The sequence below is a fragment of the Roseibium sp. M-1 genome, assembly GCF_054515675.1.
In genome coordinates this window covers 6,177,649-6,196,713 of record NZ_CM137257.1, presented here as the reverse complement: position 1 = coordinate 6,196,713, position 19,065 = coordinate 6,177,649, and the positions used below count along the sequence as shown (strand labels likewise).

Below are 19,065 nucleotides of genomic sequence, written 5' to 3'. Positions count from 1 at the left end.
GGCAGGAGCGAAATAAAGCTTTATTACGCTTTGTAACGATCCACAGCCCCACAAGACACTGAATTGTCATGGGAAATCATTCCGCAACGGAAACAGCCCGGAGCGTGCGCTCCGGGCTGCTGCGATCAGGGAAGAAGATCGCGTTGGGAATCAGTTGGCCTGGCGGCGGAGAAACGCCGGGATCTCCAACTGTTCATCTTCGGTGACGCTCACCGGCTTGGGCATTGCACGGCCGGTATTGTCCAGCTGACCGGCCGCACCATGGGCTGCCGGACGCTGCTGCGGTGCGCGGGGAGCGGCCTGCGGGGCAGGCTGCATCTGCGGTGCGCGGGCGACCGGTGCCTCCAGTTCGTGCTCGTCGTCCTCTTCCCGGCGGCTCAGGCCGCTGGCCAGACGGCGCAGCAGACCCATCGGGCGCCGGTCGTCTTCACCGTGCTCGTCATAGGACGGCATCGGCGCAGCCGGTTTCGGAGCGGCCGCCTGCGGCTGAGCCGTGGCTGCGGCCTGCTGGCGGGCCTGGATCTCACGCTGAGCGATCGGCGGGAAATCCTCAACGCGCGGCATGCGCGGTGCCGGATTGTGTTCAGCGGCGACCGGCGGGATGTAGGGCTGGCTGACAGGTGCCTCATCAACGACCGAAGCAGGCGTGTCATCTTCCAGATCCATCATCGGAGCCTTGGCGGCAAGCGAGCCGGTGGACGGCTGCACGCGCTTGATCTCGACGGCCGGATCGCTGGCCACAGACACCGGCTGCGGGTCCGGAATGGCCAGTTCCCGCTCCAGGTTGGCAACGGCCTTGGCGGCGGCGTCTTCGGCGTTGGCCTTTTCGGTCAGCGCTGCCGGGCGGCTGGTGGTGATTTCCGGCGTACGGGCCGGAGCCACCGGTGCTGCGGCCTTCAGAGGCTGTGCTGCATGGCCGGGAAACGTGTTGGCCGCAAGGGCTTCCTCCCTGTCAATGCCGGTGGCAACCACGGAGACGCGGATGAGGCCGTCGAGGGTCTCGTCGAACGTCGCGCCCAGAATGATGTTGGCGTCGGCATCGACTTCCTCGCGGATGCGGGTCGCCGCTTCGTCCACCTCGAACAATGTCAGATCGTTGCCGCCGGTGATCGAGATCAGCAGGCCCTTGGCACCCTTCATGGAGGATTCGTCGAGCAGCGGATTGGCAATCGCCGCTTCCGCAGCCTGCTGCGCACGCTTTTCGCCGCTGGCTTCGCCGGTGCCCATCATCGCCTTGCCCATACCGCGCATCACGGAGCGCACGTCGGCAAAGTCGAGGTTGATGAGACCTTCCTTCACCATCAGGTCGGTGATGCAGGCAACACCGGAATAGAGCACCTGGTCGGCCATTGCGAAGGCATCGGCGAAGGTGGTCTGGGCATTTGCGATCCGGAACAGGTTCTGGTTCGGAATGACGATCAGCGTATCGACATTGCGCTGCAGTTCCTCAATGCCGGATTCTGCGATGCGCATGCGCCGGGCGCCTTCGAACTGGAACGGTTTGGTCACCACACCTACCGTCAGTATACCCTGCTCGCGCGCGGCCCGGGCAATAACCGGGGCAGCGCCCGTGCCGGTGCCACCGCCCATGCCGGCGGTGATGAACACCATGTGCGATCCGGACAGGTGATCGTTGATTTCGTCGATCACTTCCTCAGCCGCGGCAGAGCCTACTTCCGGCTGGGAGCCCGCGCCGAGACCTTCCGTCACGGCCACACCCATCTGGATGAGCCTGTCGGAATGGTTCATGGCAAGAGCCTGGGCATCCGTGTTGGCGCAAACGAAGTCGCACCCCTGGAGGCCTGCAGTGATCATGTTATTGACGGCGTTTCCGCCCGCGCCGCCGACGCCGAAGACCGTAATGCGCGGCTTCAGCTCCTGAATGTCGGGCATCTTCAGGTTGATGGTCATATTTTCCTCGCGACCCACTGGTGCCCCCGCTACGGGAGCGCCCTCTTCTTCCCTAAGTTCCTCTGCCATCGCTGGCAGCTCCAATTCCTGTCTGTCGTCTTCTTGGCTCATGTCGTCAGAAGCTTTCCCTGATCCACTGGCCCACACGGGCCAGGTAACCAGATTGCCCGCCCCACCCAGATCTCCGGTTCTTGTGCTCGAACTGCTCGATCTGCGCGACCTGCGGATAAATCAAGAGACCGACAGCGGCGGCAAAAGCCGGACCTTTGGCGGCCTCGGGAAGACCGGCGACACCCAGAGGCCGGCCAAGACGGACGTTGCGCCCCAGGATGTGACGCGCAACTTCTCCCAAACCCGTGAGCTGACTTGCACCCCCGGTCAGAACGATCTGCTTGCCTACACGCCCGGCAAAGCCGGACGCCGTCAGCCGATCTCTCACAAGTTCAAGGATTTCTTCCACGCGCGGCCGGATGACCCGGGTCAGCGCCGAGCGCGGAATCTGGTTCGGCAGGTCGCTGTCGCTTTCCAGCGGCGGCACCGTGAGAAGATCACGATCGTCCGCGCTGGAAGCCAGCGGCGAGCCGTAAAGGGTTTTCAGGCGCTCCGCGTCCTGCAGACGGGTCGCGAATGCGCGGGCGATATCGGTGGTGACGTGATTGCCACCAACCGCGATCGCATCGAGATGCACCATGTTGCCGTCGACAAAGACCGACAGCGTCGTGGTGCCGCCGCCCATGTCGATGCAGGCAACGCCCAGCTCGGCTTCATCGTCGACGATCGTCGACAGGCCGCTGGCGAAGGGTGTCGCCACCATGGTCTCCACATGGAGGTGTCCGCGGTTGATGCAGAGTTCGAGGTTGCGCACCGGCGGAATTTCCGCGGTCACCACCTGCATGTCGACACCGAGCTTGTGGCCCATCATGCCGCGCGGATCGCGAATGCCGCGGCTTCCGTCCAGCGAATAGGAGATCGGCAGGGCATGGGTGACGGCCCGGCCCTCGGTAACGGAGTGGCTGGATCCGGCGGAAAGAACCCGCTGGATATCGGCTTCCGAAACGCTGTCGCCGGCCAGCGGCACACCGGCGCTGTAGATCTCGCTCTGCAGACGGCCACAGCTGATGTTGGCAATCAGGGATTCCACCGTCACGCCGGCCATGCGCTCGGCGCTGTCGACGGCCAGGCGGATCGCCTGCTCGGCCGCGTCCATGTCGACGACGACGCCGGACTTGATACCGCGCGAGCGCTGGTAGCCGTAGCCGAGAACTTCCACCTTGTGGGAGCGGCTGGAGAGGATCGACTTCTCTTCCTGCGGCACCAGCTTGGCGATCAGGCAGCAGACCTTGGTCGAGCCGACGTCGAGCACCGACATGATGACCGCGCGGCGGCTCGGCAGCGGCCGCATCTTCGGCAGGTAAAGGCTTTTGTCGGAGCGGCTCATGTATCGCGCTCCTTCTTGGCCGAGGAACCCTTGCCGCCGGTCATCACCTTGCGTTGCTCGGTGGCTTCATCGGTAAGGCGCACGGTCACCCGGTCCCCCAGCCGCATGTCGATCGCCACGATATCCCGGGACAGGAGCCCGTTGTCTTCATCCATTTTCACCAGGTCGGCCAGAGCCGCGTCGATATTTTCTTCAGGCAGGCGCACGGAAATGCCGTTTTCAAGCTGCAGGTCCCAGCGGCGGTCGCTGATGAGGAACGCGGCGCGCACGCGCGGGCGCAGAGCCGGAACCTTTTCCAGCGCCGTGTTGATTTCCGATGCCCGGCGATGCGCGCCATGGTTCACGACCAGCAGCAGGTTGGCGTAGCGCCCGTCGACCTCATCGGTGATCACGTCACCGGCTTCGTTGACGATCGAGACCAGATCGCCGCGCTGCCAGAGCACGTAAGGCACCCGCTCCTCGATGTTGATCTGCAGCGTGCTCGGATAGAGCTTCATCACGGACGCATTCTTCACCCAGGCCATCTGGTTGAGGCGTTCGCGGGCACTTTCAACGTCGAACAACGCCAGCGAAGATCCCTCATGGATCTCGAGCGCCTCGAGGATCTGGAATTCGTCGATTTCACGCTGGCCGGAAAGCTTGACGGCTTCGATGCCGAAGCCGGCTGCGGAAAGAAGGCTGTCGGCAACGAGACGGCCATGCCCCCCTATGACTATTCCATAACCAATCGTTAAGGTTAAGAAACCCAGCGCTGCAGCTGAGCCTGCCCACTGGGGAAGTTCGGCAAGGCGGCCCGCCTTGCGCCAGACGGGCTGGCGGTGCAAACGCGATACGCCGCGCCCGCGCGGAGCCAGCTCGGCTTCCAACGGGGTCAAAGCGTCCCGAAAGTGTTTGCGACCTAACGACAGCAACTCGCGTCCTCAACCATCCAACTGACCAGGTCCTTGAAACTCATCCCCTTGTGAGCCGCCATTTCGGGCACAAGGGAAGTCGGCGTCATGCCTGGCTGCGTGTTCACTTCTAGGCAAATCAGGGTTCCGGTTCCGTCTTCTTTCTCGTCGAATCGGAAGTCAGCCCGCGAAACACCGCGGCAACCCAAAGCCTGATGCGCCTTAACCGCTAGTGTCTCTACGGTTTGGTAAACAATCGGTGAAATTTTTGCAGGAAGAATGTGTTTTGAACCGCCTTGTGCATATTTTGCATCGTAATCGTAAAAGCCATGACCCAACGGCACGATGTCGATGACCCCAAGGGCGGTGTCGTTCATGACGCCGCAGGTGAGTTCGCGCCCGCGAATAAACTTTTCGCACATGAGAACGTCCGGGTACGGCCAGTCGGCCCGGCCCAGTTCCTGAGGCGGAAACTCTTGATCTTCCTTGACAATCAGCACCCCGAAGCTCGACCCCTCGTTGATGGGCTTGAGCACGTAGGGCGGCGCCATCGGATGATCCCGCCCGATCTCGTGGCGGTTAACGATCAGGTGCTCGGCAACCGGAATTCCGGCTGCCGCCATCACCGCTTTTGCCTTCACTTTATTCATGGCAAGGCTTGATGCCATGACGCCGGAGTGGGTGTAAGGAATGTTAAGAACTTCTAAAATTCCCTGAACGCAACCATCCTCGCCGAAGGGACCGTGCAGGGCGTTGAAGACCACATCCGGCTTCAGGTTCTTAAGAACAGCCGAGATGTCGCGGTCGACATCGACGCGACTCACCCGATAACCGGCTTCTTCCAGCGCATCCGCGCAGCCCTTGCCGCTGGCAAGGCTGACAGGACGTTCGTTCACCCATCCACCCATCAGGACGGCGACATGTTTTGCAGCCATATTAAGCGGCCTCCCCTGCTTGCCCCAGAAACGGCGCGACCGCTCCCTCTGCGCCGAAGCGGCCGAGGCGCTTGATTTCCCATTCCAGACGGATGCCGCTATGGGCGAGCACCCGTGCCCGCACGGTCTCGCCCAGCAGCTCCAGGTCGTGCCCTGTGGCCGTACCGGTGTTGATCATGAAATTGCAGTGCATTTCCGACATCTGCGCCCCGCCGACGGTCAGGCCTCGGCAACCGGCCGCATCGACTTCCTTCCAGGCGGAGGTGCCGGACGGGTTCTTGAACGTCGAACCGCCCGTCTTTTCGCGAATCGGTTGAGCCTTCTCCCGGTGCGCAACCACATCGGCCATTTCCTGGCGTATGGAAGCCTCGTCCTGTGGCACGCCCTCAAACACCGCGGAGGTAAAGATCAGATCCCTGGAAGCGCCCGAGTGGCGGTAGGCATAGTCCATGTCGGCATTGGCGAGGACATGGCGGTTGCCGTCCCGGTCGATTGCGGTGAGCTCCACCATGCGCTCGCGGGTTTCCGTGCCATGGGCGCCCGCATTCATGCGCAGGGCCCCGCCAAGGCCGCCGGGAATGCCTGTGTAGAACGCAAAGCCGCCAAGGCCGGCATTGGCGGCTGCCTCTGCCAGGCGCTTGTCCGGCACCGCAGCCCCTGCCTTCAAGCGGTTGCCTCCGATTTCCTCGATGGCGCTGAAGCCCTTGGCACTGAGACGCACGACGACACCTTCCAGACCGCCATCGCGGATCAGGAGGTTGGAGCCGAGGCCGACGGGAAGAACGGGAATGTCCTTCGGCAGCTTCTTCAGGAAGGCCGACAGGTCGTCTTCGTCCGCAGGCTGGTACATCAGCTGCGCCGGGCCGCCGGTACGGAACCAGGTCACCGCCGATAGCGGCTGGTTGACCGTCAGCTTGCCGCGGATGCCGTCCTTCAGCTCCGGATGCGTCTCCAGCAGATCGGGGAACTCCATGCGACCTCCCCTTAAAGTTCTTCGAGCTGCTTCGGCAGGGCGTAAGCCCACTGCGTGATGTTGCCGGCGCCCAAGCAGACGACGAAATCGCCCGGTTCGGCCAGCTCCTTGACGATTGCCGGAAGCTCTTCCGGTCCCTCAATCGTGCGTACGTTCCGGTGACCGCGGGTCTTCATGCCCGAGACGAGATCGCCATGGCTTGCGCCCTCGATCGGCTGTTCGCCCGCCGCATAGACCGGCGCGATGATCACCGCATCGGCATCGTTGAAACAGTTGGAGAAATCGTCGAAGAGGCTATGCAGGCGCGTGTAGCGGTGCGGCTGCATCACGGCGATCACCTTGCCCTTGGTGGATTCGCGCGCGGCATGCAGCACCGCCTTGATCTCCACCGGGTGATGACCGTAGTCGTCGAAGACCTGCACGCCGTTCACCGTGCCGGTGTGGGTGAAGCGCCGCTTGACGCCGCCGAAGGCAGCAAGCCCCTTGCGCAGCGCCTCCGGTTCGACGCCGAGCTGCGAGGCAACCGCGATGGCAGCCGTTGCGTTGGAAACATTGTGCAGTCCAGGCATCGGCAGCACAAGATCCTTGAGCTCGATCACCTCCTGACTGCGCCGGTCGCGCAGCGTGACGGAAAAGATCGATTTGCCACCGTCCATGGAGACATCGGTAAAGCGCACATCGGCCTGCGGGTTGGCGCCGTAGCTGATGACGCGCCGGTCCTCGATGGTGCCGATCATGGTCTGCACTTCCGGATGGTCAAGGCACATCACGGCAAAACCGTAGAAGGGCACGTTCTCCACGAACTGGCGGAAGGCGGCGCGGACGCCGTTGAAGTCGCCGTAATGGTCGAGATGTTCCGGATCGATGTTGGTGACGATGGCGATATCCGCCGGAAGCTTGACGAAGGTGCCATCGCTCTCGTCGGCTTCCACCACCATCCAGTCGCCCTCGCCCATGCGGGCATTGGTACCATAGGCGTTGATGATACCGCCGTTGATGACCGTGGGATCAAGGCCGCCGGCATCCAGTAGGGCCGCCACCATGGAGGTGGTGGTTGTCTTGCCGTGGGTCCCGCCAATCGCAATCGCCTGCTTGAAGCGCATCAGCTCGGCCAGCATCTCCGCCCGGCGCACCACCGGGATCAGCTTCTCTCGCGCGGCGACCAGCTCCGGATTGTCCTTCTTGATCGCGGACGAGACCACCAGAACCTCGGCATCGCCCAGGTTTTCGGCCGCATGACCGACCGTGACCTTGATCCCGTTGTCGCGCAGGCGCTGCACGTTGGCATTCTCCGCCATGTCCGAGCCCTGAACCGTGTAGCCGAGGGTCTTCAGCACTTCGGCAATACCGCTCATGCCGATGCCGCCGATGCCGACGAAATGAACCGGGCCGATATCCTGCGGCATCTTCATGGCCGTTCTCCTTGTTTCAAAGCGACCTTCTCGACGAGGTCGGCAAGTCTTTTCACCGCGTCCGGCCGGGCGACGCTGCGCGCATTGTGCGCCGCTTCACCGAGCATCTCCGGTGCGTTCATGAACCTTGTGATTTCCTTGGCGAGCCGCTCCGGATGCATATCCACCTGGCGGATCGGCCAGGCTCCGCCAACCTTTTCCAGAACCTTGGCATTTGCCGCCTGGTCCTGGTCAATAGCGCCCGGAAGCGGCACCAGGATCGACGGGCGTCCGAGCACGCTGAGTTCGCTGACGGAGGACGCGCCCGAGCGGCAGAACACCAGGTGAGCCTGGGCGATGCGCTGGGGCATGTCCTGGAAGAAGGGGGCGCATTCAGCCTGAACACCGAGGCCCTTGTAGATTTCCTGCACCCGTTCCATGTCTTCCGGCCGGCACTGCTGAACGATGCGCAGACGTACTCGGATCTCGGTGGGCAGTTTTTCGACAGCCGGCGGCACGAGATCGGAAAAGAACCTGGCCCCCTGGGACCCGCCGAAGACCAGCAGCCGAAAGTCACCACCGGCGCGGGGCGCGTCGTAGGGCAGTTCCGCGGCCTCAAGCACTGCATCCCGGACCGGATTGCCGGTCTCGGTCAGCTTCGCTGTGAAGTCATCCGGCAGGCCTTCAATGGGCACGCTGGTGGCAATGGCGGTGACGCCCTTGGCCAGCATCCGGTTCGCACGGCCCATGACGCCGTTGGCCTCGTGCAGGACCGACGGCGTGCCGGTCAGGCGGGCGGCGAACATTGGCGGAAAGGTCGGGTAGCCGCCAAAGCCCGCGACCACGTCCGGCTTCAGGGTCTTGATGACCTTGCGCGCCTGCAGTGTGCCGAAAAACAGCCGGAGCGCGGTCTTGGCGAGCAGCAGCGGATTGCGGCCGCGGATGGTTTCCGACGCAATGATGTGCACCTTGCGGGCCGGAAAGGCGGTGCCGTATTTGTCGGCGCGCTCGTCCGTTGCCAGCTCCACGGTCCAGCCGCGACGGTTCAATTCGCTGGCAAGTGCCTGTGCGGGAAATAGGTGGCCGCCTGTACCGCCGGCCGTCAAAAGAACTGTTTTGCTCATGGATCGGCTTTTGGCCTTACATCAACGAAGAGGGTGACAACCGGCTGACGGTGACCACGTCACCGCGCGACGGCTGGGGCCGCCTGCGGGTGAGCGCCAGGATAGCGCCGGCCGTCATGGCGGAAGAAAGCAGCGATGAGCCGCCATAGGAAATGAAGGGCAGCGTCATGCCCTTGGACGGCATCAGATGCAGGTTCACGGCGAGATTGATCGTCGCCTGCAGGCCGAAGAGCACAGTCAGACCGGCGGTCGCCAGGCGGCTGAAGGCATCCTGGTCGCGCCCGGCGTGGCGCAGGCCACGCAGCACGATGAAGGCGAAGACCGACACCAGCAGCAGGCAGGCAATAACGCCGAATTCCTCGCCGACCACCGCAAAGATGAAGTCGGTGTGGCTGTCAGGCAGGATGCGCTTCACGGTCCCCTCGCCCGGACCGCGTCCCAGCCAGCCGCCGGCCAGAAACGAATCCTTGGCGGTGTCGATCTGGAAGGTGTCGCCGGAACTCGGATCCAGGAACCTGTCGACGCGGTTTGTCACGTGGGGCAGGAAGGCATAGGCGGCAAAGAGGCCGACAATGCCGATCAGTCCGAGCGCCATGATGATGAGCCAGGAAATGCCGTTCAGGAAGAACAGTCCCGCCCAGACCAGCCCCAGAAGCATCGTCTGGCCGAAGTCAGGCTGGGCGACGAGCAGCGCGGCACAGATGGAAAAGAGGACGAAGGAAAAAAGGACGCCCGGAACCTCGCGCCGGCGGCCGCTTTCCGACAGCAGGAACGCGATCAGAACGACGAAGGCGGGTTTCAGGAATTCCGAAGGCTGCATCGAGAAACCAGCGAGATAAATCCAGCGCCGTGCGCCCTTGGCCTCAAAGCCGACGAAGAGTGTCGCGACCATCAGTAACAGTGCGACGACGAAGACGATCAGCGCGGCCCGGCGCACCATGCGCGGCGTCATCAGCGATCCCGCCAGCATGATGGCGAGCGCCGGTATCAGGAACATGGCCTGACGCTTGACAAAGTAGAAGGTCTCGACGCCGATACGCTCGGCCACCGGAGGGCTCGCCGCGAAAGACAGGACCACGCCGCCGACCATCAGCAGGCTGAAGGCGGCCAAAAGATAGTGGTCCACGGTCCAGAGCCATTCGGCAAAGCGGCTGCGATCGGCGCGCGATACCATCTTACGCTACCTCCTCCTGAGTGTTTTCAGCATCAGGCAAGGCACGCACCGCATCTACAAAAGCAGCGCCCCGCAGTTCAAAGTTCGGGAATTGATCGAAGCTTGCACAGGCTGGCGAGAGCAGGATGGCGATTTCCTCGGCCCCGTCTTCGGCCGCCTCCGCCGCAGCATCCTTGACCGCCTGCACCAAGGTGCCGCTTATCTTGAAGGGCACGCGGTTTTCCAGCGTCTTGGAAAACTCCTGGGCGGCTTCGCCGATCAGGAAGGTTTTGGCGATCTTCGGGAAATATTCGTCCAGCGAGGAAATTCCGCCCGCCTTGGCCCGGCCCCCGGCAATCCAGTAGATCCGCTCGAAGCTGGCGAGGGCCCGCGCGGCGGCATCCGCGTTGGTCGCCTTGGAATCGTTGATGAAAAGCACCCGCCCCTGCTTGGCCACCACTTCCATGCGGTGATGCAGGCCCGGGAAGGTTTTCATAGCCGCTGCGATCTTCGCCACCGGCAGTTCCAGCGCCCGGAGGGCGGCAAAAGCGGCGGCCGCATTCTGGCCGTTGTGATCGCCGCGCAGGCTGTCGATGCCGCCAAGCAGGGCCACCTCGGCCTGCGCCCCATCGCGGGCTTCGATCAAGTGGCCATGGCGGGCATAGATGCCGTTGGTGAGTTCCTTTTCGCCCGCGATCCGGCAGACGGGCTTGCGCGCCAGTTCCAGCCGGTCGGCCATGGCAGAGGACAGGCGGTCGTCGACCCCGACGACGGCAACCTTGGCCCCGGCCACCAGCCGTTCCTTGATGGCGGCGTAGTTTTCCATCGACCCATGCCGGTCGAGATGATCGGGCGAGAGGTTCATGTGTATGCCGACGGTCGCATCGAGCGTCGGTGCCAGGTCGATCTGGTAGGAGGAGCATTCCACCACATAGTGGCGGCCGGGCTGCAGCGGCTCCAGTTCCAGAACCGGCGTGCCGATATTGCCGCCCATCTGGACGTCGCGACCAAGCTCCTTCAGGAGATGAGCGATAAGCGCCGTTGTGGTCGATTTGCCGTTTGTGCCAGTGATCGCGATCAGAGGCGCCGCAGAGCACTGCTTGCGCCGTTCGCGGCAGAAGAGCTCGACATCACCGACGATCTCGACACCGGCGTCGCGGGCCAGATCCACCGACCAGTGCGGCACCGGATGGGTCAGCGGCACGCCGGGCGCCAGCACCAGGGCAGCAACGTCGGACCAGTCGAGCTCGCGCAGGTTCTGCGTCCTGAGGCCTTCGCTTTCGGCCTGCGAGACCCGCGCTTCGCTATCGTCGAAACACACCACATCGGCGCCGCCTGCTTTCAGCGCGCGCGCGGTCGCCATCCCCGACCCGCCAAGGCCAAAGAGCGCGACCCTCCTGTTCTCGAATGTGGTGACAGGGATCATGCACTCACCTCAGCTTCAGCGTGGCGAGGCCGAGAAGGGCGAGAACGACGGAAATGATCCAGAAGCGGATCACGACCTGACTTTCCGTCCAGCCCATGATCTCGAAATGGTGGTGGATCGGCGCCATTCGGAAGACGCGCTTGCCGGTAAGCTTGTAGGAAAAGACCTGCACGATCACGGAGACGGCTTCGAGCACGAAGAGACCGCCGATAATGGCAAGTACGATCTCATGCTTGGTGGCGACCGCGATGGCACCGATCATGCCACCAAGGGCAAGCGAGCCGGTGTCGCCCATGAAAATGGCGGCAGGCGGGGCATTGAACCAGAGGAAACCGAGACCTGCACCGATCACCGCGCCGCAGATAACGGCCAGTTCGCCCGTGCCGGCGACATGATGGATCTGCAGGTAGCTGGCAAAGACCGCGTTGCCGGAAAGATAGGCGATCAGGCCGAAGGAAGCGCAGGCGATCATCACCGGAACGATGGCAAGACCGTCGAGACCGTCGGTCAGGTTCACCGCATTGCCAGCACCCACCATGACGAAGGCGGCAAACGGAATGAACACCAGGCCGAGATTGAGTGTGAAATCCTTGATGAAGGGAAAGGTGATCGCTTCGGAGGAGGCAGACCCGTCCAGCAGGGTGACGGCAAAAGCGGCTGTGGCGGCGATCAGGAATTCCAGACCGAGCCGGGCCTTGCCGCCGAAGCCTTTGTGCGAGGACTTGGTCACCTTCAGATAGTCATCATAAAAGCCGATGCCGCCAAACCCGAGCGTGACGCCAATGACCACCCAGACGTAAGGATTGGAGAGATCCGACCACAGCAGCGCCGCGACGAGCGCACCGGAGAGGATCATCAGGCCGCCCATTGTGGGAGTGCCCTTTTTGAGCAGATGACTTTCCGGGCCGTCTGCGCGGATCGGCTGGCCGTGCCCCTGGCGGATGCGCAAGCTGGCGATGATCTTCGGCCCGAACAGGAAAACAAAAAACAGCGCGGTCATGATCGCACCGCCCGTCCGGAACGTGATGTAGCGGAACACGTTCAGTGCCGAAATCTGCTCCGCGAATTGCCCCAAAAAGTAAAACATACAATGCCCCTTATGCCGCCGCGGTGTCGTCCGCAGGCGGATATTCTCTTTTCAAGGCCTCGACAAGCGGGCCCATACGGGTTCCGAGCGATCCCTTGATCATAACAACATCGCCGGCCCGTACGTCGCCCAAAAGCACGTCTTCCAGATCTTTTGCGTCTTCGCAGTAATGGCCGCGCAGATCGTGCGGAAGCTGCTTCCACAGCGCGTGCATATGCGGGCCGGCACAATAGACCGCATCGATATCGGCCTCGGTGATCGGCTTTATGAGTTCCGCGTGCAACCGGTCGGCATCGGTTCCAAGTTCCCGCATGTCGCCGATCACGGCGACGCGGCGGCCCGGACGCGTAACCGGTGCTTCGCCAAGGACCGAGAGCGCCGCCCGCATGGAGGCCGGATTGGCGTTGTAGCTTTCATCGATCAGGTTGAGCTCACCCTTCTGCATGGGCAGCCGAGTTACCTCGCCGCGGCCCCTGGGCGCGCGCATCGTGTCGAGCGCGAGGCCCGCCTTGGCGAGATCCGCACCGAGAACAACGACAGCGGTCAGAACCGCGAGGCTGTTCTTTACCTGATGCTTGCCCGCAGCCCCGATCTTGTAGGTCATCTCCTGACCCAGAATGACAGCATCGACACTGGAGCCGGCCGGATAGCTTACGGCTTTCTCGACGTGACTGTCCGCGGTCGGATCTTCCCCGAAGGTGTGGATCTTCGATACACCGGCGGTCGCGGCCAGGAACTTCAGGAGGTCGAACTGGAGATTGTCCTTGTTGAGGATAGCGACGCCGCCTGGCTCCAGCCCGTCGAAGATCTCCGCCTTGGCCTTGGCGATCTGTTCGACGCTGTCGAAGAATTCCAGATGCACCGGTTGCACGGTGGTGATGATGGCCGCATGCGGGCGCACCATCTTCACAAGCGGCGAGATCTCGCCGGCATGGTTCATGCCGATTTCAAAGACACCGTAATCCGTATCCGCCGGCATGCGCGCCAGCGTCAGCGGCACGCCCCAGTGGTTGTTGAAGGAAGCAACAGAGGCATGCACCTTGCCCGATGGCGCCAGTGACAACCGCAGCGCTTCCTTGGTGCCGGTCTTGCCGACGGACCCCGTAACCGCGACGATGCGGGCATTCGTCCGCGCCCGCGCGGCAATGCCAAGCCTGCGCATGGCTTCCAGCGGGTCGTCGACAACCACGTAGCGTCCGTCTTCGGGCAGATTCGCCAGGCGATCCCCGGCAACAAGGGCAAGCGAGGCACCGGCTTGGAGCGCGGCAGCGACATAATCATGCCCATCCAGCCGGTCACCCTTGATGGCGATGAAGGCATCGCCAGGCTCCAGGCTGCGGCTGTCGATCGATATTCCGGTGACCTCAGCGCCAACGTCGCCTTTGGAGCTGCCACCGGCAGCTTCCACAAAGGCGTCCAGGGTCCAAAGCGGCTCGCTCATGTGTTTCCTTCAAGGCTGATCGCGCGCTTAACGGCTTCGTGATCGGAAAAGGGAATCACTGTGTCGCCAACAATCTGGCCCGTTTCGTGGCCTTTTCCGGCTACACACAGGATATCGCCGTGGCCGAGGCGGCGGACACCCTCGGCAATCGCATCATAGCGGTCACCGATCTCAAGCGCGTCCGGCGCACCGCTCAAAACGGCCTTGCGGATGGTCGCCGGGTCTTCCGAGCGCGGATTGTCGTCGGTGACGATGACCAGATCCGCATGCCGGGCGGCAGCGGCCCCCATCAACTCGCGCTTTCCCGGGTCCCGGTCGCCGCCCGCTCCGATGACGACGGAGAGCTTGCCGCTTGCAAAGGGTTTCAGAGCCGCCAGCGCATTGTCGAGCGCATCCGGCTTATGGGCATAGTCGACAAAGACCAGACCGCCCTTCGGCGTCTTGCCGGCCAGCTCCAGCCGGCCCGGAGCACCTTTCAGGTTCTCAAGGGCCCTGAGCGCCGTTCCCGTATCGATGCCGGCGGCTATGGCAAGACCTGCCGCGATGAGAGCGTTGGACACCTGGAAGCGTCCGATCAGCGGCAGGGTAACCCTGTATTCGCCGCGCTTGGTCTGGATCGTCAGCTCCTGACCGGCGCCGACAGGCTTCAATCCGGTCAGCGTCAGGTCGCGGCCGGTTTCGCCGACTGTCAGCACCGGCAGACGGCGTTCCTGAGCGACGGCCAAGACATGATCGGTATATTTTTCACCCGGGTCGTAGACCACGGTGCCGCCGGCCGGCAGCAGCACGGCGAAGAGCCGCAGCTTGGCGCGCAGGTAGTCCTCGATCGTCGGATGATAGTCCATGTGGTCGCGGCCGAGATTGGTGAAGGCAGCAGCCGTCAGGCGCACCCCGTCGAGCCGGTACTGATCGAGACCGTGTGAGGACGCCTCCATGGCGGCGTGATTGATGCCTTCTTCTTCGAGCCCGGCGAGCAGCTTGTGCAGAGCGACCGGGTCCGGCGTCGTCAGGCCGCCGTAGCTGGATCCGTCCGGCTTGACCACGCCAAGCGTACCGAGGCTTGCAGCCGGGTGGCCGGCCGCCTGAAAGATCTGGCGGGTAAAATGGGCGACGGACGTCTTGCCTGCCGTTCCGGTGACGGCAACAATCGTGTCCGGCTGGGCGCCGTAAAACCTTGCGGCCATGAAGGAGAAAGCCTGGCGCGGCTCATGAGCCCCGATCACCGCGACCTTTTCGGGACAGGCAGCGCGCACGGCTTCAACCGCGTCATCGGCACATAGAATGGCAACGGCCCCGGCCGCTGTTGCGCCCGGGGCAAACTGTGTCCCGTCGACGGAAGCGCCCTTGAAGGCGGCAAAGAGATATCCTGGCTGTACCTTGCGGCTGTCCGCGGTCAGCCCCGATATTTTGAGCCCCTTGGCCGCATCTGGCAGGTCTAGGCCGGCGGCAATGTATTCAAGATCCATTTCACCCGATCATCCGGTTGTGCGTCGTCATTCCTGAAGCTTGTTTGAACCCGGATTTCGGCTGCGACCCCGCCGGTGCTCAAGGCTTCGAATCTCTCTCCTTAATAGGAAATCTCGATCGGTTCATCCCCTTTGCCGAAACGCGGCATGACACCGAGCATCGGAGCGGACCGGCGAACGATCGATCCGACAACGGGAGCGGCGTTGAGACCGGCCGTTGCACCGACGCCTTCCTTTTCCGACTTCGGTTCGTCCAGAACCACCAGAACCACATAGCGCGGATCGTCCATCGGGAACGCGGACAGGAACGAATTGCGGCGCTTGTTGCTGACATAGCGGCCGTTCTCGATCTTTTCCGCCGTACCGGTCTTGCCGCCGACCGTGTAGCCCGGCACGTCTGCGCGGCGGCCGGAGCCGGACAGAACATTCAGCCGGAAGAGATAGCGCATCATGCGGCTGGTTTCCGGTGAAACGACCTGTTTTCCAAGGCTTTGCACATCTTCCTGACTGCGCGGCAGAAAGGTCGGCGGCAGAAGCATGCCACCGTTGACAAGTGCAGCGGTAGCGACGGCAGTCTGCATCGGTGTCACCGAAATGCCGTGGCCGAAGGAGATGGTCATTGCCGCCAGCTCATTCCATTTCTGCGGCAGCAGCGGCGCAGCGTTCTCCGGCAGTTCCGTCACCAGGCGATCGGTCAGGTGCAGGCGCTTCATGAAGTCCTGCTGACGGGCGATGCCGGTCGCGAGCATCATCTTCGCCGTGCCGATGTTCGAAGAATAGATGAAGATTTCCGGCACGGAAAGAATCCGGTGTTTGCCGTGGAAATCCGAAATCGTGCGCCCGCCTGCCCGAATCGGCCGCGTGGCATCGAAGCTGTCGTTGATGGACACGGCGCCCGAATCCAGCGCCATGGCGGTGGTAAAGGTCTTGAACACCGAACCCATTTCGAAGACGCCGCCGGTCGCCCGGTTGAGACGGTCCTTTTCCAGCGCCTGGGCGCGGTCGTTGGGATCGTAGTCGGGCAGCGACGACATGGCGACGACTTCACCGGTCTTTGCGTCCAGAACGATGCCGGCAGCGGCAATAGCGCGATAGCGCTCCATCGCCTTGACGAGTTCATCGCGCACGACATGCTGAACGCGCAGATCGAGGGAAAGCCGGACCGGCTCCATGGTGCGGTCAGCCGTAAAGCCGAGATTGCGCAGATCCGACAGCCAGGCATCGTCGATGTATTTCTCGATCCCGGCCAAACCCTGATTGTCGACATTGACCGAGCCGACGATGTGGCCCGCCGTCGGCCCACCCGGATAGAACCGCTGGTTTTCCGACAGGAAGCCGACGCCCGGCAGTCCGAGATTATGAACCCGTTCGGCCTGCTGAGGCGTCATTTCGCGCTTCAGCCAGACGAAACCGGCACCGCTTTCCAGGCGGCGGCGAACGAGGCTCCGGTCGAGATCCGGCACGATCCGGATCAGGCCTTCCACGGCCTCGTCGACGTCGATGATCTTGCGCGGCTCCGCGTAGAGCGAGGCGGTCTTGATATCGGTGGCGAGGATCTCGCCGTTGCGGTCGAGCAGGTCCGGGCGCGAAGCCGACACGGAATCCTGCGCCGAAATCCAGGCACGCGAGGGCTCCTCTTCCATCTGCGCCAGCATCACCAGCCGGCCGGCAATGGCGACATAGACAAAGGCGAAGGCAAGCATCGCCACATAGACGCGGGACTTTACCGCGCTGGAGGAGACGGAGCTGCGGGAGACCCGCGGCTGCGCACGCCGCACCTGAAGGAAGCTTGCCGGTTCACTTGCCAAGGTCATGACCGGTTCCTCACTGAATGACCGACGGGGCGCCGGCATAGCCGCCTATCTGATTTCCGCCGATCGGCTCCAGCATCACCGGCCGGGCCGGCAGATCTTCCGGTGTCACGATCTGTTTCACGTCCAAAGGCTCCAGCAGGAGATAATCATTGTAGCGTTCGACCAGGGTCTGCAGCCGGTCCGGCTTGTTGAGAAGGCTCCATTCGGCCTTGAGGTGCCGGATGGCGTCGCGCTCTTCGTCGATCTGCTGCTGCAGCTCGGCAACCTTCTCCGCGGATTTCGTCGCGGCCAGCTTCATGTCATAGACAGTCGCGGCGCCGATCACGACCGCCAGGATGAAGAGGATGTTCAGTGTTCGAACCATTTCAGCCCCCTAGTCCGTGAAAATCCGCAAGACGCGGCACACCCGCCTGATGGATGTCCAGTTCGCGCGCCGCCGCTTCGGTCCGCCGCCCGGCCCGAAGCTTTGCGGACCGCGCCCGCGGATTGTTGTTTGTCTCAGCAGCAGCGGCCTCGACCGCCTTGCGCGTGAGCAATTCGAAAGTTGCCGGCGGAACCTCTTCCTCCGGCATGTGACGCGACCCGCCACCACGGGTCTTTGTACGATCCTGGAAGAACCGCTTGACGATCCGGTCTTCCAGGGAATGGAAACTCACCAGAACCAGGCGCCCGCCCGGCTTCAGGATGCGCTCTGCCGCGCCCAGCGCCCTTGCCGCCTGATGCAATTCGCCATTCACATAGATGCGGAGCGCCTGGAAGGTGCGGGTCGCGGGATGGATCTGGGCCTTCTTGGGAGACCGGCCGAGCACCTTCTCGATCAGGTTCGCCAGTTCGACCGTCCGGCTGAAGGGCTTTTCCTTGCGGGCATTGTCGATGGCATGCGCCACGGACGTCGCCCGTTTTTCTTCCCCCAGAAGACCGATGATCCGGATGAGGTCCCTTACCGGCAACTCGTTGACGACATCGGCGGCGGAAGGCCCTGCCTGCTCCATGCGCATGTCGAGAGGTCCGTCACGCATGAAGGAAAAGCCGCGATCAGCTTCGTCGAGCTGCATGGATGACACACCAAGATCGAGCACCACGCCGTCGACACCGTCAAAACCGCTGTCACGGGCATGGGTCTCAAGATCCGCGAACTGGCCCGGCACGAGCGTCAGCCGCCCATCGGATTCCTTGACCAGCTCCTGCCCGCCGGCGATTGCGTCCGGATCCCGGTCGATACCGATCACACGGGCACCGCGCTCCAGAAGGGCGCGGGAATAGCCGCCGGCACCGAATGTGCCGTCGACAACAACCTCATCTGGCTGCGGAGCGAGCCATTCCAGCACCTCCGTCAGGAGAACCGGCACGTGGCGATCGGGCCCGCCAGCGGCAGCAGATAGATCTCTGTCGCCGAGCGCCATCATGCCGGTTCTCCCTGAGAGGGTGCGGGGACTTGCCCCGACAGCATCGCGAGCGCACGCCGTTGGGCCTCTGCGCGATACTCGCGAAACTTCTGCGGTTCCCAGATCTGGAACTTGTAATTCATGCCGACGAAGGTGACCTCGTCGGTCAACCCCGTGTGCTCGCGGATCATGTCTGAAATGGTCATGCGGCCATCCCCGTCGATCCGCGGGTTCTCGCTGGCCCCGAAGAGGGCAATGGCCAGTGCGTCATGATCGGGAGAGAGTTTTGCGAAGGCTTCCGAGCGCTTGTTGATCTCGGCCAGCAGGTCGTCGCCGCCAGCGTCAACCGCCGCACAATGGGAAGAAGCAATGCAATAAAGACCTTCAAATCCATCTCTCGCCAATACCGCACGGAAGGGCGCCGGGATCGACACGCGACCCTTGGCATCCAGCCGGTTGGTAAAGTGAGAAACAAAGCCGGCCATTCATCCCCTCGAAACGGGTCCCCACCCGTTCTGATCCCTTGATCACCCATGACTGGAAAGAAGGCCGGCACCTGCCAGGACATGCAATTTGCGAAACCGGCCCTTGCCGGACCGTAAAGGCGATGTCCATGACCCTGCTGAAATGG

The 19,065-nt window shown here is 63.0% G+C and carries 16 protein-coding genes; all 16 read right to left on the bottom strand.

Annotated features, from left to right (window positions below):
• Window positions 1-150 precede the first annotated feature (150 nt).
• The 16 genes from ftsZ to ACX3M4_RS27785 all read right to left on the bottom strand — a co-directional run bounded on the left by ftsZ (window position 151) and on the right by ACX3M4_RS27785 (window position 18,919).
• On the bottom strand, window positions 151-1,911 hold the full coding sequence (gene ftsZ / locus ACX3M4_RS27860) for a cell division protein FtsZ (protein WP_459359512.1): 1,761 nt from the start codon (window positions 1,909-1,911) through the stop codon (window positions 151-153).
• 115 nt (window positions 1,912-2,026) lie between these two features.
• Window positions 2,027-3,349, bottom strand: a complete 1,323-nt coding sequence (gene ftsA / locus ACX3M4_RS27855; protein WP_459356180.1) for a cell division protein FtsA — start codon at window positions 3,347-3,349, stop codon at window positions 2,027-2,029.
• Window positions 3,346-4,224 (bottom strand): cell division protein FtsQ/DivIB, encoded by an 879-nt coding sequence (locus ACX3M4_RS27850; RefSeq protein ID WP_459356179.1) that lies wholly within the window; start codon window positions 4,222-4,224, stop codon window positions 3,346-3,348. Before ACX3M4_RS27850 ends, ftsA begins: the two co-directional genes overlap by 4 nt.
• A 23-nt stretch (window positions 4,225-4,247) precedes the next feature.
• Window positions 4,248-5,174 (bottom strand): D-alanine--D-alanine ligase, encoded by a 927-nt coding sequence (locus ACX3M4_RS27845; protein ID WP_459356178.1) that lies wholly within the window; start codon window positions 5,172-5,174, stop codon window positions 4,248-4,250.
• A gap of 1 nt (window position 5,175) precedes the next feature.
• Complete coding sequence (gene murB, locus ACX3M4_RS27840) at window positions 5,176-6,147, bottom strand: UDP-N-acetylmuramate dehydrogenase (protein WP_459356177.1); 972 nt, start codon at window positions 6,145-6,147, stop codon at window positions 5,176-5,178.
• An 11-nt stretch (window positions 6,148-6,158) separates the two neighbouring features.
• Window positions 6,159-7,559, bottom strand: a complete 1,401-nt coding sequence (gene murC, locus ACX3M4_RS27835) for a UDP-N-acetylmuramate--L-alanine ligase (protein ID WP_459356176.1) — start codon at window positions 7,557-7,559, stop codon at window positions 6,159-6,161.
• Window positions 7,556-8,662: an undecaprenyldiphospho-muramoylpentapeptide beta-N-acetylglucosaminyltransferase gene (gene murG / locus ACX3M4_RS27830; protein WP_459356175.1), complete on the bottom strand. Its 1,107-nt coding sequence runs from the start codon at window positions 8,660-8,662 to the stop codon at window positions 7,556-7,558. Before murG ends, murC begins: the two co-directional genes overlap by 4 nt.
• Window positions 8,663-8,678: 16 nt before the next feature.
• Window positions 8,679-9,836 carry a putative lipid II flippase FtsW gene (gene ftsW, locus ACX3M4_RS27825; protein WP_459356174.1) on the bottom strand — a complete coding sequence of 386 codons (1,158 nt, stop codon included), beginning with the start codon at window positions 9,834-9,836 and terminating at the stop codon, window positions 8,679-8,681.
• Between the two features lies 1 nt (window position 9,837).
• Window positions 9,838-11,241 (bottom strand): UDP-N-acetylmuramoyl-L-alanine--D-glutamate ligase, encoded by a 1,404-nt coding sequence (gene murD / locus ACX3M4_RS27820; RefSeq protein ID WP_459356173.1) that lies wholly within the window; start codon window positions 11,239-11,241, stop codon window positions 9,838-9,840.
• A 4-nt stretch (window positions 11,242-11,245) separates the two neighbouring features.
• Window positions 11,246-12,328 (bottom strand): phospho-N-acetylmuramoyl-pentapeptide-transferase, encoded by a 1,083-nt coding sequence (mraY, locus tag ACX3M4_RS27815; RefSeq protein ID WP_459356172.1) that lies wholly within the window; start codon window positions 12,326-12,328, stop codon window positions 11,246-11,248.
• Window positions 12,329-12,338: 10 nt separating this feature from the next.
• Window positions 12,339-13,769: a UDP-N-acetylmuramoylalanyl-D-glutamyl-2,6-diaminopimelate--D-alanyl-D-alanine ligase gene (locus ACX3M4_RS27810; RefSeq protein WP_459356171.1), complete on the bottom strand. Its 1,431-nt coding sequence runs from the start codon at window positions 13,767-13,769 to the stop codon at window positions 12,339-12,341.
• Complete coding sequence (locus ACX3M4_RS27805; protein WP_459356170.1) at window positions 13,766-15,235, bottom strand: UDP-N-acetylmuramoyl-L-alanyl-D-glutamate--2,6-diaminopimelate ligase; 1,470 nt, start codon at window positions 15,233-15,235, stop codon at window positions 13,766-13,768. Before ACX3M4_RS27805 ends, ACX3M4_RS27810 begins: the two co-directional genes overlap by 4 nt.
• A gap of 101 nt (window positions 15,236-15,336) precedes the next feature.
• Complete coding sequence (locus tag ACX3M4_RS27800) at window positions 15,337-17,049, bottom strand: peptidoglycan D,D-transpeptidase FtsI family protein (protein WP_459356169.1); 1,713 nt, start codon at window positions 17,047-17,049, stop codon at window positions 15,337-15,339.
• A gap of 10 nt (window positions 17,050-17,059) precedes the next feature.
• The gene (gene ftsL, locus ACX3M4_RS27795; protein WP_459356168.1) at window positions 17,060-17,413 is read right to left on the bottom strand and encodes a cell division protein FtsL; all 354 of its coding nucleotides are present in this window, start codon (window positions 17,411-17,413) and stop codon (window positions 17,060-17,062) included.
• Between the two features lies 1 nt (window position 17,414).
• Complete coding sequence (gene rsmH / locus ACX3M4_RS27790) at window positions 17,415-18,455, bottom strand: 16S rRNA (cytosine(1402)-N(4))-methyltransferase RsmH (protein WP_459356167.1); 1,041 nt, start codon at window positions 18,453-18,455, stop codon at window positions 17,415-17,417.
• Window positions 18,452-18,919: a division/cell wall cluster transcriptional repressor MraZ gene (locus ACX3M4_RS27785; protein WP_459356166.1), complete on the bottom strand. Its 468-nt coding sequence runs from the start codon at window positions 18,917-18,919 to the stop codon at window positions 18,452-18,454. The genes rsmH and ACX3M4_RS27785 overlap by 4 nt, the downstream gene beginning before the upstream one ends.
• Window positions 18,920-19,065: the final 146 nt, after the last annotated feature.

Coding starts and splice junctions, on each gene's coding strand:
- ACX3M4_RS27785 (WP_459356166.1), bottom strand. CDS start 18,919: ATGGCCGGCTTTGTTTCTCACTTTACCAACCGGCTGGATGCCAAGGGT.
- ACX3M4_RS27810 (WP_459356171.1), bottom strand. CDS start 13,769: ATGAGCGAGCCGCTTTGGACCCTGGACGCCTTTGTGGAAGCTGCCGGT.
- ACX3M4_RS27805 (WP_459356170.1), bottom strand. CDS start 15,235: ATGGATCTTGAATACATTGCCGCCGGCCTAGACCTGCCAGATGCGGCC.
- ftsA (WP_459356180.1), bottom strand. CDS start 3,349: ATGAGCCGCTCCGACAAAAGCCTTTACCTGCCGAAGATGCGGCCGCTG.
- rsmH (WP_459356167.1), bottom strand. CDS start 18,455: ATGATGGCGCTCGGCGACAGAGATCTATCTGCTGCCGCTGGCGGGCCC.
- ftsL (WP_459356168.1), bottom strand. CDS start 17,413: ATGGTTCGAACACTGAACATCCTCTTCATCCTGGCGGTCGTGATCGGC.
- murD (WP_459356173.1), bottom strand. CDS start 11,241: ATGATCCCTGTCACCACATTCGAGAACAGGAGGGTCGCGCTCTTTGGC.
- mraY (WP_459356172.1), bottom strand. CDS start 12,328: ATGTTTTACTTTTTGGGGCAATTCGCGGAGCAGATTTCGGCACTGAAC.
- ACX3M4_RS27845 (WP_459356178.1), bottom strand. CDS start 5,174: ATGGCTGCAAAACATGTCGCCGTCCTGATGGGTGGATGGGTGAACGAA.
- ftsZ (WP_459359512.1), bottom strand. CDS start 1,911: ATGACCATCAACCTGAAGATGCCCGACATTCAGGAGCTGAAGCCGCGC.
- murC (WP_459356176.1), bottom strand. CDS start 7,559: ATGAAGATGCCGCAGGATATCGGCCCGGTTCATTTCGTCGGCATCGGC.
- ACX3M4_RS27800 (WP_459356169.1), bottom strand. CDS start 17,049: ATGACCTTGGCAAGTGAACCGGCAAGCTTCCTTCAGGTGCGGCGTGCG.
- murB (WP_459356177.1), bottom strand. CDS start 6,147: ATGGAGTTCCCCGATCTGCTGGAGACGCATCCGGAGCTGAAGGACGGC.
- murG (WP_459356175.1), bottom strand. CDS start 8,662: ATGAGCAAAACAGTTCTTTTGACGGCCGGCGGTACAGGCGGCCACCTA.
- ftsW (WP_459356174.1), bottom strand. CDS start 9,836: ATGGTATCGCGCGCCGATCGCAGCCGCTTTGCCGAATGGCTCTGGACC.